We start from the raw sequence: 14549 nt of genomic DNA on the forward strand, positions 1-14549 counted from the left end.
TATGAAGAAAGATGAAAAAGGGAAAGGGTATAACCTAAAGGGAATGGGGAAAAACAGTCTTTTTTTATTGTCTATTTATTGTATGCTTTTGATTGTGGGAGATTGTTCGAATGAGAAAAAGGAAACCGTAGCGGAGGAAAAATTGCCCAATATTATTTATGTGCTGGCCGATGATTTAGGCTATGGTGATATTCGTGCTTTTAATCCTGAAGGAAAAATCAAAACGCCATTTATCGATCAGCTAGCTGCCGATGGAATGAAGTTTACTGATGCTCATACCTCTTCCGCAGTATGTACGCCCACAAGATATGGTATTATGACCGGTCGCTATAACTGGCGTAGTCCGTTAAAGAACGGAGTGCTTACGGGGGTGTCAAAGGCATTGATTCCTAATTCTCGAACAACGGTAGCTTCGTTGCTTAAACCAAAGGGGTATCACACCGGGTTTATCGGGAAATGGCATTTGGGGTGGGATTGGGCCTTGAAAGAAGGTGATAGCGTTGGGGGCGAAGGATGGAGTCCTAACGATTACAGTAACATTGATTTCGCTAAGCCAGTGAAGAATAGCCCTACAGATTTGGGCTTTGATTATGCCTACGGTCATTCGGGTTCATTAGATATGGCCCCATATGTTTATGTCGAGAACGGTATGCCAACTTCGATACCCGATACGGTTACCGTAGATAAAGGAAAGTATACGTGGTGGCGCGAGGGCCCGACAGGCGCTGATTTTAAACATGATGACGTTACCCCGAATTTCTTCCGTAAATCATTTGCATATATCAACAAACAGGCAAAAAACGAAAATCCATTTTTTCTTTATTTGGCATTGCCTTCTCCCCATACCCCGATTTTACCAACTGAAGAATGGTTCGGTAAAAGCGGATTAAACCCTTATGCAGATTTTGTCATGCAAATCGATGCCTTTATGGGGCAATTGACAGAAACTTTAGAAAAAGCGGGCGTGGCGGATAATACCATAGTCATATTTACGAGCGATAATGGTTGCTCACCACAAGCCGATTTTAAAGTGTTGGGCGAAAAGGGGCATGACCCCAGTGCGGTTTATAGAGGTCATAAGGCCGACATTTTCGAGGGAGGCCATCGGGTTCCTTTTATCGTAAAATGGCCAGTACACATCAAAGCGGGATCCGTATCCGAAAAAACAATTTGTACCACTGATTTAATGGCTACTTGTGCCGATATTGTTGGAACTTCGCTTAAGGACAATGAGGGTGAAGATAGTTTTTCGATGCTTCCGTTGTTTGCCGACCCCGAATCTACCGAATTTCAACGGGAAGCCACGGTACATAGTTCGATCAATGGTAGTTTCGCTATTCGAAAAGGAAATTATAAGCTTGTTTTATGCCCTGGGTCCGGAGGATGGAGCGATCCGAAACCCAATGCAAAAAGTATTCAAGAGCTACCTCCCTACCAACTCTATGATCTTTCGAAAGACCCGGCCGAGGAAAACAATATAGCCGACCAAAATACCGAAACAGTGAATGCGCTAAAGCAAGAGTTGAAAGAATACGTCGAAAACGGGCGAAGTACACCGGGAGCGAAACAATTGAACGATCCCAATTTCGACAATAAACCTTGGAAGCAATTGACCGTTTTTGAAACAAAATAAATAACACTTTTAAATCTTCGCAATGAATTTTATCGGCCGTTTTACTGTGGTTTTTGTCTTTGTTTTCTCTTCATTTGGTGAAGTTAATTCCCAAGATTTAAGTTGGAATGAAATAGCGAACGGAGTTTGGAAAGCAAGTGTAGGGGAACCCGAAGACATTAGTTTGTTAAAAGCAGCGGATATCAATCCTAAAATGGAAGCGTTGCAGCGATTGCCAAAAGCTGATTTTCCGCTTTTAAAATCTGAAATAAAGGCCGAAGTCATTGATGGAAAAACCTATTTACGCTTTCCGTTATCTCGGGAAGAACAGTTGTTCGGACTCGGTCTGAACTTTAAAACGGTACATCAAAGGGGACGCATCATGCAGTTGCACGTTGATCATTATGGAGGTAAAGACGATGGTCGAACTCACGCTCCGGTGCCATTTTATGTTTCTTCAAAGGGATATGGCGTGTTGATAGATGCTGCGCGATACATTACAGTTTATGCGGGTTCAGGGGTACGGGTCGATGCCAAGGATAAACCAATACTAAGAGATCGGAATACCGATAAAAATTGGAATTCGAGACCCTATTCCGACGCCGTGGAAATCTTGGTTCCGACCACAGGAGCCGATATTTATGTATATGGTGGAAACGCTCCTATAGAGGCGGTGCAACGGTATAATTTATATAATGGAGGTGGGTATATCCCTCCGAAATGGGGGTTAGGATTTACGCAAAGAGTGCCCACATTGTACAGTCAAGACGATATCATAAAGGAAGCCGAAGAATTTGAAGCACATGATTTTCCTTTAGACTTTATTGGTGTTGAACCAGGGTGGCACAGCATGGCCTATCCCTGTACTTTTGAATGGGATGTGACCCGTTTTCCTCAACCTGAAAAATTCAATAGTGATTTGATGGCCATGGGTATACGCACCAATCTTTGGTTGAATCCCTATGTTTCACCTGTTGGTTCATTATATCCCAAGATAAAACCATTGTCAGGGACGCACACCGTATGGAACGGTATTGTACCCGATCTTATGCTTCCCGAGGCTCGAAAAATTCTCAAAACGCATTTCGTTGAGAACCATTTGAATATCGGTGTAAGTGGTTATAAAATTGATGAGGTAGACGGTTATGATTTTTGGGTCTGGCCCGATGTTGCCAAGTTTCCTTCGGGGTACAGTGGTGAGCAAATGCGACAGGTTTATGGACTTTTGATTCAAGATATGACCGCAAAGTGGTTCAGGGAGAAAAACCAAAGAACCTATGGTTTGGTGCGTGCCTCAAACGCTGGGGCGAGTAGTATGCCCTATGTTATCTATAACGATTATTACAGTCATAAAGATTTTATCACGGCATTGATCAATAGCAGCTTTGTCGGGGTTTTATGGACACCCGAGGTGCGGGCGTCAAAAACGGCCGAAGAGTGGTTGAGGCGCATGCAATCGGTATGCTTCTCGCCAATGGCGATGCTGAACGCATGGGCAGATGGTACAAAACCTTGGACATTTCCCGAGGTAGAATCAGCTGTGCGCGATGTAGCTAACCTGCGTATGCAATTGTTGCCCTATATCTATAGTACTTTTTCGCAATATCATTTTGAAGGTTTGCCACCGTTTCGGGCCATGAACTTGGTCGATGGATTTTCTTTTGATGCTACAGTAACCGAAGGGGCATTGGATTCTACCGATAACCCCTATAAAATGGCAGTAAAAAGCGAGATTAAAGACCAGTATATGATGGGTGACAATATATTGGTTGCGCCCATGTTTGCCGGTGAAAACGAGCGAAAGGTAATATTGCCTGCTGGAAAATGGTATGATTTTTATGATGGAACCTATGTGGGAGAAAATGAAATTATAACAGTGAATCCTGGGCTTGAGAAAATTCCGTTGTTTGTGAGAAACGGAGGAATTATCCCCATGCGGCCTATTCAAAGACAAGCCCCTGAACCCGACGAAAAAGTAAATTTGATAGTTAGGCATTATGGGGATGCGGAAAGCTCTTTTGTGCTTTATGATGATGACGGAATAAGTTTTGATTTCGAAAGGGGAGCATATTCTAAAGTAGACATTGTTATAGAAAAGGATAAAAAAGGGAATCTGAATGGAACCGTTTCAAAACCGGAAAAAGGAAAACCCTACGGATACAACAAGAAAGTGGTTTGGAAATTCATGACAAAATAGGCGTTTTTATGAAGTATTTTAAGGGTTTGTTGCTACCGATTCTCCTTATTCTTTTTTCCCAGAGCGGAAAAGCACATCCCGAACAACAAGAACCAATAAAAATTGCCTGTATCGGTAATAGTATTACGTATGGTGCTGGTGTCGCCAATCGCGAAAAAAATGCCTTTCCGGCCCAACTGCAAGCGATGTTGGGTGATGGGTATGAAGTAGGGAACTTTGGAGTAAGCGGAACAACGCTGTTAAAAGAAGGAGACCGACCGTATTGGAATACCGATGCCTATAAAGAGGCACTTGATTTTGATCCCGATATCGTTTTTATCAAGTTGGGAACCAACGACAGTAAAATCCAAAATCGCGTTCACCTAGATCGGTTCGAAGAAGACTATGTCGATTTGATCATGAGCTTTAAAAGCCGAAACCTTGCGGCACGAATCGTTTTGTTGTTGCCAGTCCCGTCTTTTAATACCGACCCTACGACGCAAGATTCTACCAAAATATGGGGTCCGGTTATTAAGAACAAGATCCTTCCCAAAACTCAGAATGTAGCCTACAATACCCAAAGTGAGGTTGTCGATCTGTACCAGTTGTTTATTGATCGCCCCGGGCTACTTCCAGATAGGGTACATCCATCTTCCTTGGGAGCCACGATTATAGCAAAAAGGTTGTATGAAATGGTTGCCCAAAAAGGCGACGATGCCTACGACTTTTTTTCGAATGCGGGGGTTAGTCCGTATGAAAGCGAGAATTTTCAAGGGTTTGAATTGTTCAATTTTGAGCTGAATCAAATTAAATGTAAAGTTGCTATACCCAAAAAAGCCGCTCCCAATCATCCCTGGGTTTTACGGGCACGGTTTTGGGGGCACGAACCCCAAACCGATGTCGCCTTGCTCGAAAGGGGTTTTCATATTGCATATTGCGATGTTTCCAATTTATATGGAGGCAGTGAAGCGGTACAGCGTTGGAATGACTTCTACACACTGATGACAGCAGCTGGGCTGTCAAAAAAAGTCGCTTTGGAAGGTATGAGCCGTGGCGGACTTATTATTTACAATTGGGCCGTAGAAAATCCTGAAAAAGTGGCTTGTATTTATGCCGATGCCCCTGTTCTTGACGGCACAAGTTGGCCTGGAGGTTTAAAGAACGGAAAGGGGAGTGCACCCGATTGGGAGCGCTTTAAAGCGGTGTATAAAATTCAAAGTGAAGCAGAAATTGATAATTTTAAGGGGAATCCGATTCATAAAACCAAAGAAATAGCTCAGGCAGGCTTTCCGATGTTACATGTGGTCGGCGAAACGGATAAGGTGGTTCCCATAGCTGAAAATACAACACCATTCGCGAAAGCAGTCCAACAAGATGGCGGAAACATAAAAGTTATAGCCAAGCCCGATAATGACCACCATCCGCATAGTTTAAAAAACCCAACACCTATAGTTCATTTTATGCTGAACGCCACAAATCAGAAGTTGAATTTCGCAACGATTCCCGCACCTTCTGCCGAATACCGCTCCGGAGCAGGCTGGCCCAAAGAAACAGATTGGTGGACACAAGCCAACGACATTGATTCGATTTGTCTTTCCTCAGAAAATATAGATGTACTCTTGATCGGAAATTCGATTACCCAAGGTTTCGGCAATAGGCCAAATATCACCGTGAGCCCTGGTAAAAACGCAAATGAAAAATTCTTTAAAGGCCTGAAATGGATCAATGCGGGAATTTCTGGTGACAGAACCCAACAGGTATTATACCGAATTGTAAATGGAAAGTACGAATCGACAACCCCACATACTGTGGTATTGACTATTGGTGTGAATAATTTTTCTGACGGTGACAGCGCAGCTGAAATCTCGGATGGTATCACGCAGATTGTCGATGTAATTACAAAGAAATTCGCTACAGATACAGAAATCTTACTTTTCGGACCTCTGCCAACGGGCATTGACCCAGCTTCCGAAGAACGCATAAAGTATAATGAGATACATGAACGAATAAGACCGCTCGGCGAAAAACGAAATGTATCGTACCATAATGTATTGCCCCAATTCGTAATGGAAAAAGGTTTTTTAAATCCACAATATTACTCCGAAGACGGTATTCATCTAAAAGCTAAGGGATACGACATCTGGGCAGCTTATATTAAAGAACAACTAGGAAAAGATTAAATAAAAGTAACTCATGAAAAGAACACTGATTGTCCTGTTTATTCTAATGGCGAACATATGTTTTGCCAAACTATGGATGCCTTCCGTTTTATCCGATAACATGGTACTTCAGCAAAAAACGGATGTCACTATCTGGGGCTGGACTACCGCTTCCGATGAAACGATAACCGTTACCGGTTCATGGAACAATACACCCATTGAGGTTAAGGCGCGTCAGGGTAAATGGTCGTTGAAATTGGCTACGCCAGAAGCTGGTGGCCCCTATACCGTTACCGTTGCCGGGCATGAAAAAATTGTAATCAATAATGTTTTGATAGGGGAAGTATGGCTAGGCTCGGGTCAATCGAATATGCAATGGAGCCCAAATGCGGGACTCGAAAATGCAGACGAAGAGATTGAAAATGCCAAGTACCCGAACATCCGATTCTTTCATGTCGATAGGCATGTGTCCTCGCATCCGCAAGATGATACTCCGGGAAGTTGGGTAGAATGTTCGCCCGAAACCATGCAGCATTTTAGTTCTGTGGCCTATTTTTTTGGAAGGAAACTCCATCAAGATTTAAAACTCCCTGTAGGTTTGATTCATTCGAGCTGGGGTGGTACGCCGGTCGAGGTTTGGGTAAAGGAGGAACTGATTCACGAGGATGAAGCTTTAAAGGAAGCGGCCAAAAAAGTGAAACCGACACCGTGGTGGCCTAATGAACCCGGTTTAGCTTATAATGCCATGATCCATCCACTGATTAATTTCGCGATAGCCGGATGCATCTGGTACCAAGGGGAATCGAACCGGGCCAATCCTTTTTCATATTATAAATCTTTTCCGCTACTGATAACATCATGGCGTGAAGATTGGAAAAAAGAGCTTCCCTTTTATTTTGTTCAAATAGCCCCGTATAAATATGATCCCAAAAATAGTTGGGATGCCGCCGTTGTACGTGATGCCCAATTGCAAACCATGCTTGAAGTGCCCAATACAGGTATGGCCGTAACCAATGATATTGGCAATTTAGAGAACATCCACCCTATCAATAAGCAAGATGTGGGCCTGCGTTTGGCACTTTGGGCTCTTGCTAAAACCTACGGTAAGAGTGACTTGCAGTATTCAGGACCGATTTATAAATCGATGGAGGTCAAAAAAAGAAAAGTAATACTTAATTTTGATCATGCGAAAGCGGGGCTGATGTCTAAAGGAAAGGAACTCACCGAATTTTATGTGGCAGGAGACGATAAGAAGTTCTATCCTGCAAAAGCAAAAATTACGGGTAGCACTGTAGTGGTTTCCGCTTCAGAAGTCAAAGAACCGGTGGCTGTACGATTTGCATTTTCAAATACTGCCCTGCCTAATTTATTTAATAAAGAAGGCCTTCCTGCTTCTGCATTTCGAACCGATGATTGGGCGTTGGAAACGAATTAAAAAGTATTTATTCAGTAGTATTTAGTGCCAAATTAATTTATGAAAAAACTACTTCTTCCTCTTTGTTTAGTTGTGTTTTTAAACATCAATGCACAGAATGGGGATGAATCCCCGAAAGAAAATCAAAAAATGCAATGGTTTAAAGATGCCAAACTGGGTGTTTTTATCCATTGGGGTTTGTATTCGGTTGATGGTATTGATGAGTCTTGGTCGTTTTACAACGGTTATATTTCCCATAAAGACTACCTAGATCAGACAAAGGGTTTCACGGCGAAAAAATATGACCCCTCAGCTTGGGCCGAATTGATAAAAAATAGTGGGGCAAAGTATTCGGTAATTACCTCAAAACATCACGATGGTTTTGCCCTTTGGAACACTAAATATGGTGATTTAAATGCTGTTAAAGGTGCTGCGGCAAAAAAAGATGTGCTCAGTCCGTTCGTAGCGGCCCTACGCGAAAATGGGCTCAAAGTTGGAATTTACTTTTCCCTGCCTGACTGGTCGTACAACGACTATACCCACTTTACACGTGATTCCGTTCGTTATACCATTTCTGAAGCTCCGAAACGCTGGCAGAAGTATTTAGATTATTACCAAGGGCAACTCAAAGAACTGTCGGATAATTATAATCCTGATCTTTATTGGTTCGATGGTGATTGGGAACATAGTTCCGAAGAATGGCAAGCACCCGAGGTACGACAAATGCTACTAGATCGCAACCCGAATACCATTCTCAATTCTAGATTGAGGAATGAAGGAGATTATGCGACACCCGAGCAAGGTATGCCCATTACCCGCCCAAAAGATCCGTATTGGGAATTGTGTATGACCATGAACGACTCTTGGGGTTTTCAAAAGAATGATCATGCCTATAAGACCACAGATCAGGTTATTGGTATTTTTGCGGATGTCATAGGCAATGGGGGAAACCTTTTATTGGACATTGGCCCCAAAGCCGATGGCACCATTCCTGAAGAACAAGTAGCTATTTTAAAAGGAATGGGACGATGGACGAATAAACATAAAGAAGCCATTTATGGTACGGAGGCGGGCATTCCCAAAGAGCATTTTTACGGGCCTACGACCTTGTCGAAAGATAAGACGATTCTATATGTTTTCGTAAAAGGGAATCCTGGTGGAGAGGTCGTAATCCGAGGTTTGAAAAATAGAATCAATCGCATTTGGGTGGTAGGTCAGGGCTCTAAATTGGAACATAAAGTGGTGGGCAAAGTATATTGGAGCCATTACCCCGGTATTGCCTATATTGATGTGCCCGAACATGTTTTGGATAAAAATATGACCGTTCTTGCCGTACTTTTGGATGGTAAAGTCGATCTTTACAGAGAAGATGGTGCCGTAATTGAAAGTAATTAGATAGAACAAACGTTTAGATGCTTCGAATGCTAAAACAGGAACCAAGAATAGCGGAATGAACAAATATCTTTTTATGGTAGCGCTAATCGGTATGATTCTTTTCACGGCCTGTGAATCGGATGAAATAGTCGAAGCGCCCCCCAATATCGTCTTATTCTTGGTAGATGATATGGGCTGGCAAGATACTTCGGTTCCTTTTTGGCATGAAAGAACCCCTTTCAATGATCGTTACCATACCCCCAACATGGAGCGCATGGCCAGAGAGGGTATGAAATTTACCCAAGCCTATGCCACCCCGGTCTGTTCGCCTACGCGAATAAGTTTGATGACCGGGATGAATGCCGCAAGGCATCGGGTAACCAATTGGACGCTCAAAAAAGATGCGTTACAGCCCATGGAGACCAATCATAAAACCTTGCTTTTTCCAGAATGGAACGTAAACGGAATGAGTCCGGTAAGCGGTGACGAAAAGGCGGTACATGCTACACCTTTACCCCAAATACTTCAAGACGAGGGCTATTTTACCATTCATTCGGGAAAAGCGCATTTAGGGGCCATAGGCACTCCGGGAGCGGATCCTTTGAAATTAGGGTTTAACGTGAATATTGCAGGCCATGCTGCCGGTGCACCCGAAAGCTATTTGGGAACTGAAAATTTTGGGAACGGAAAAGAAGGAAAAGAAGATTGGGCTGTGCCCGGACTTGAAAAATACCATGGTGAGGATATCTTTTTGACCGAGGCTATTACACGCGAAGCGCTTAAGGTCGTGGATTCGGCCGTAACTGCCCAGCAGCCCTTTTTTCTATATATGGCACATTATGCAGTACATACACCCATTATGGGAGATGATCGCTTTGTACAGAAATATTTTGAACAAGGCGTAGATTCTACCGAAGCGAAATATGCCGCTATGGTCGAGGGAATGGACAAGAGTTTGGGAGATATCATGGATTATCTGGAGGAAAAGAAAATTGCCGAGAACACCATAATCCTTTTTATGTCAGATAATGGTGGATTGAGCGTGCATGGCAGAGGAGATGAACCCAATACCCATAACAAGCCTTTGTCAAGTGGTAAAGGTTCTGCCCATGAAGGGGGAATACGCGAGCCTATGTTGGTCAAATGGCCAGGGAAAGTTCCTGTGAATTCGATGACCGATGCGCAGTTGATCATAGAAGACTTTTATCCCACAATTCTCGAAATGGCCGAAATTGATAGTGTAGATACCGTTCAAGAAATAGATGGTAAAAGCTTTATGCACTTGCTGAGAGGTGAGCTGCGAAACGAAGAAAGACCTTTGTTCTGGCACTACCCTAACGAGTGGGGGCCTTCAGGACCTGGAATTGGTGCTAGCAGCACCGTGCGCTTAGGCGATTGGAAATTGATTTATTATCATGCCGATGGCCGAATGGAACTTTTTAACCTTCGGGAAGACATCGGAGAGACCGTAAACCTTGTGGAAGATCAGCCGGAAAAGGCTAAGGAGTTGGCGGGTGTACTTACCGATTATTTGGTTGATGTAGAAGCACAAATGCCGGCGTTTAAAGAAACCGGGGAACAGGTGCCCTATCCCATTGATTTGTTCCAAGATACTTTGACGGAACAGGAATAGATTTGAGATTGCCTGCTCAATAGGCGATGCCCCCGCCTTGAAATAACCTATATTTTTTCTTCCTCCACTTAACCGATAAAACTCGGTCGGTTGTGCTTGCCATGCTTTCCAGAACAGGGTTGATTTATCGGTTCGGATTAATTTCCTTTTTTTTGAAGTCCAGTTCTACAATTTGAGAATATTATTTTTACCAAAAAACGAGGTATGCCGATCATTGGTAATTTAATTAAGGGATTTATTGAAGTGAGGGATAAGCTTTCAGGGGAAAGAAATCCTATTGAAGAACAAAAGGAAGTTTTGCAACACCTTTTAGAAACCGCAAAAGATACTGCTTTTGGGAAACATTACAACTTTGAAACCTTATTGGCTACAGAGGATCCATCCGAGCCATTTGCCCGAACCATTCCCTATTTCGATTACGACAAAATAAGTGAAACATGGTGGCAGCGTTTGCATGAAGGGCAAACCGATGTGACTTGGCCGGGCACACCTGACTATTTTGCGTTAAGTTCGGGAACTACAGGAAAGACCAGTAAAAGAATACCCGTAACCGAGGCGATGGTCAAGGCGATTCGCCAAGCAGGAGTGGAACAGGTTTATGCTTTGAGCAATTTTGATCTTCCCGCCGATTTTTTTGAAAAAGGAATTCTGATGTTGGGTAGTTCCACCGATCTTGATGAAGTCGATGGTCATGAAGAAGGTGAGATCAGTGGTATAAGTGCTAGCAATATACCTACTTGGTTCAGGGGCTATTATAAACCTGGGGAAGAAATTGCTGAAATTGATGATTGGGACGAACGTGTACGAAAAATAGCGGAGGAAGCACCGAATTGGGATATTGGCGCTTTAAGTGGTATACCCTCTTGGATGGAGTTAATGCTACAGGAAGTAATTACATATCACAATCTAGATAACATTCATGACATTTGGCCCAATTTTCAAGTCTATACTTCTGGTGGTGTAGCTTTCGGACCTTATGAAAAAAGTTTTAATGCCTTATTGGGAAAACCGATTACTGTAATCGACACCTATTTGGCTTCCGAAGGATTCATAGCCTTTCAAGCTCGCCCTGAAACCGATGCCATGCAGTTGGTCACCGATGGGGGCATTTACTTCGAATTTGTACCATTTAAACCGGCATATATTAATAAAGACGGCTCCTTGACCGATGATGCTCCTGCTTTGACCCTGTCACAAGTTGAATTGGACCAAGATTATGTATTGCTCATAAGCACGGTTTCAGGGGCTTGGCGATATATTATAGGTGATACTATCGAATTCACGGATCTTGAACGAGCCGAAATAAAAATTACAGGACGCACTAAATTCTTTCTAAATACGGTCGGTTCCCAGTTGTCAGTGAATAAATTAAACGATGCCGTGAAACATTTGGAAGACCGGTTCGGTAGTAAGATTCCCGAATATACCTTATGCGCCAGGCGAATTGACGGTGAATTCTATCACTGCTGGTATTTGGGTACTGAAAATAAAGCTGACAATTCGAAACTTGCCAATGCGCTTGATGATTTTTTAAAGGAAGCCAATAAGAATTACCGGGTTGCTCGATCTAAGGCCTTAAAGGGGGTTAAGGTTGTAGCGGTTGCCCCTACCGTTTTTTATGATTGGAACGGAAAGAACAAAAAGAAAGGCGGACAGGTAAAAATGGAACGGGTAATGGGAGAAGAAAAATTTCAAGAATGGGAAGATTTTGTATCCCAGAGCAATTAAAAACATCTTGATTGGTCCAGTATTAAAATGGTGGTGATCATTGTTCGCTTTCTGCTGCTTCCAATTCAGTTTCCCGCTGTTTGACCAAGGCCATAATCTCTTCGGGCGATAAATAGTATTTTTTTATTCTTTTCTTATATTTAGAATCTATATCGGCATGGTTCAGGATGAAGTTTTTCGTATCTAAAATATATTGTCCCATGCCATATGCAACGGCAAAAGAATCGGCGGCTCTTTCAGCTTCTTTGATATAGCTTCCTGAAAATGTGTATTTCATTCCAAACCAAATCAAGTTTAAACTGCTTCGATTTTTATAGTCCATTACATGCCCTAATTCATGGCCCAACCATCCTATTAATATATTTTTTGGCACATTTTCGGTCAAAAATTCTTTCCCTGAAATTTTAAATTTTTTACTTATCAGAATAACATAAGCCCTTTTTTTCCGTGATTTGAACAGACTCCAGAAATTAGGCTGGGCGCGCATGGTAGATTTTTTTATTTGATCTTTGAATTTAAAAGTTATGGGTGTATGTTTTAATTCTGGATAGAAGTCTAGCGCGATGCCCGCCTCTTTTTTAATCGATAGGGGTGCTTTATGCTGGGCGTTCAAGGAAATTATGGACATAGTAAAAAAGAGAATCAAAGAAAGTTTCATTTTTGGTACTTTTTTGAAACACAAAATCTGATGCCAGATTTAAATTCTATGCCGATTTGGGTTTCGACGGAATATAGTAAAAAGCAATAGCGTATGAAATCAATTTGGTCTTTACAGTTAAACAAATTGTTGAAAACGTTCTAAAATCTTTCTAGTATGTCGCATCTTGTTGATGGTGGGCAGAAGGGGGAACTATACCAACAAAATTTTATGACGAAAAACAGAAAGCGAAATATAGCCATAACATTGTTAGTTGCCTTCGGCGCTATTTTTTTGTTGGTATTTGTGGTATGTCAAGCGGTTGCCGAAACTCAAATTGCTGATTTTTTAAAAAGGAAAATACCCCCACATATTGAATTAACTTATAAAAATGCTCGAGTAAACGTTTTTAAGGGAAGCATTGAATTTGAGAAAATCAACTTGAATTTTCACGATCGCGATTCTTCACTTTTGCAAACTAAAGTACAGATCGACCAATTGACCATTGTTGATTTTGACTATTGGGATTTTTTTGTAAAAAATACCATACACGTTGATGCCTTAAAAGTAGAGAAACCCGATGTGAGCTATTTTTTGGCTCATGTTCTGCCACAAAAAGATACGGTTTCAAAAGGGGTAGTGCAACTTTTAAAATCCATTGAAGTAGAAAAGATAATGGTTGAAGATGGTAATCTTATGGTTTTAAAAGACACTAAAGATAGCGTCAAAGTTGAGATGAAGGGGATTAATTTTTTAATGATTGGAGGAAGAACCGGTCCTGAATTGATCAAAAAAAAAATACCGTTACAGTATGATCGATATGAATTGACGACCGATGATGTTTTTGTCGACTTGGGTCCCTATGAGATTTTCAGGGCTTCGAACGTGCAATTAAAACCAGAGAAAGCCAGCTTACAGAATTTAAGCTTGGTGACGAAATTTAGTAAAGCGGAGCTCTCAAGAAAGTTACGTGTAGAACGAGATCATATCGACCTGAAAATCCCTCGGATGGAAACCGAGGATATCGATTTTGGTTTTGAGAGGAATACTTTTTTCTTAAATGTAGGCAAAGGCGTTATAAAAGCGCCGAATCTTGAAATTTATCGAGATAAGTTGATACCCGACGACATGAAAAGGAAAAAACTGTATAGCCAAATGCTTCGTGAATTACCTATTAATTTGAGTGTTCCCGAAATAAAAATTGACAATGGGCGTGTTTCGTATAGTGAGCGCGTAACAAAGGAAACGAAGCCGGCCCCGCTTATTTTTGGAAATCTTGATGCTGTGATAAAAAATATTTCAAACACTGGCACAAATGTTTCTGTAGAAGCAGCGGCCAAATTGATGAATGAGACACGGCTTAAGTTAAATTGGTCGTTCGATGATCCAAGTAAGAATGATCGTTTTGTTGCCTCGGGCATCGTCACTGATTTTAGGGCGGCAAGCTTGAACGACTTTCTTACTTCAAACCTTAGGGCCAGGGCCAAGGGTGTTGTGAACGAACTTTACTTTACGGTAAGTGGTGATGCCATAACAGCAAGGGGCGATATGAAAATGAAATATGAAGATTTTGAATTCGCTGTGTTAAAAAAAGACAGATTGGGAATTAATAAATTCCTAACCACCATCGGCAAAATATTTATTAATGATGGTTCAAAAACGGCCGCTGATGGCTTTCGATATGGTGTAATCGAAGTTGAGCGAGATCCAACAAAATCGTTCTTTAACTACTTGTGGATCAACGTTCAAGATGGTACGTTATCGACTATAACGGGAAAAGCCAAAAAGAAGGAATGATTTTAAATTAGTATAAACG

At 41.9% G+C, this 14549-nt stretch carries 9 protein-coding genes; 8 read left to right on the forward strand and 1 reads right to left on the reverse strand.

Annotated elements, in window-relative coordinates; translation table 11 throughout:
* Position 1 precedes the first annotated feature (1 nt).
* From AACZ88_RS07160 to AACZ88_RS07190, 7 genes are all read left to right on the forward strand, one after another.
* The gene (locus tag AACZ88_RS07160; RefSeq protein ID WP_339708353.1) at positions 2–1633 is read left to right on the forward strand and encodes an arylsulfatase; all 1632 of its coding nucleotides are present in this window, start codon (positions 2–4) and stop codon (positions 1631–1633) included.
* Between the two features lie 22 nt (positions 1634–1655).
* On the forward strand, positions 1656–3809 hold the full coding sequence (locus AACZ88_RS07165) for a TIM-barrel domain-containing protein (RefSeq protein WP_339708356.1): 2154 nt from the start codon (positions 1656–1658) through the stop codon (positions 3807–3809).
* Between the two features lie 8 nt (positions 3810–3817).
* Entirely contained in the window at positions 3818–5968 is a 2151-nt protein-coding gene (locus AACZ88_RS07170; protein ID WP_339708359.1) for a GDSL-type esterase/lipase family protein, read from the forward strand.
* Between the two features lie 13 nt (positions 5969–5981).
* Positions 5982–7382 (forward strand): sialate O-acetylesterase, encoded by a 1401-nt coding sequence (locus tag AACZ88_RS07175; RefSeq protein ID WP_339708362.1) that lies wholly within the window; start codon positions 5982–5984, stop codon positions 7380–7382.
* 39 nt (positions 7383–7421) lie between these two features.
* Positions 7422–8756 carry an alpha-L-fucosidase gene (locus AACZ88_RS07180; RefSeq protein WP_339708365.1) on the forward strand — a complete coding sequence of 445 codons (1335 nt, stop codon included), beginning with the start codon at positions 7422–7424 and terminating at the stop codon, positions 8754–8756.
* 55 nt (positions 8757–8811) lie between these two features.
* Positions 8812–10368, forward strand: coding sequence for a sulfatase (locus tag AACZ88_RS07185; protein ID WP_339708368.1), 1557 nt, complete (start codon positions 8812–8814; stop codon positions 10366–10368).
* A 204-nt stretch (positions 10369–10572) separates the two neighbouring features.
* Complete coding sequence (locus tag AACZ88_RS07190; RefSeq protein WP_339708371.1) at positions 10573–12096, forward strand: GH3 auxin-responsive promoter family protein; 1524 nt, start codon at positions 10573–10575, stop codon at positions 12094–12096.
* 37 nt (positions 12097–12133) lie between these two features.
* On the opposite strand, the gene AACZ88_RS07195 is transcribed toward AACZ88_RS07190, so the two are convergent.
* Entirely contained in the window at positions 12134–12754 is a 621-nt protein-coding gene (locus tag AACZ88_RS07195) for a hypothetical protein (RefSeq protein ID WP_339708374.1), read from the reverse strand.
* Between the two features lie 156 nt (positions 12755–12910).
* Between AACZ88_RS07195 and AACZ88_RS07200 the strand changes: the two genes are divergently transcribed.
* Entirely contained in the window at positions 12911–14530 is a 1620-nt protein-coding gene (locus tag AACZ88_RS07200) for a hypothetical protein (protein ID WP_339708377.1), read from the forward strand.
* The last annotated feature ends 19 nt before the right edge of the window (positions 14531–14549 follow it).

Source organism: uncultured Kriegella sp. (genome assembly GCF_963975415.1).
In the GTDB taxonomy this organism is placed as follows: domain Bacteria; phylum Bacteroidota; class Bacteroidia; order Flavobacteriales; family Flavobacteriaceae; genus Kriegella.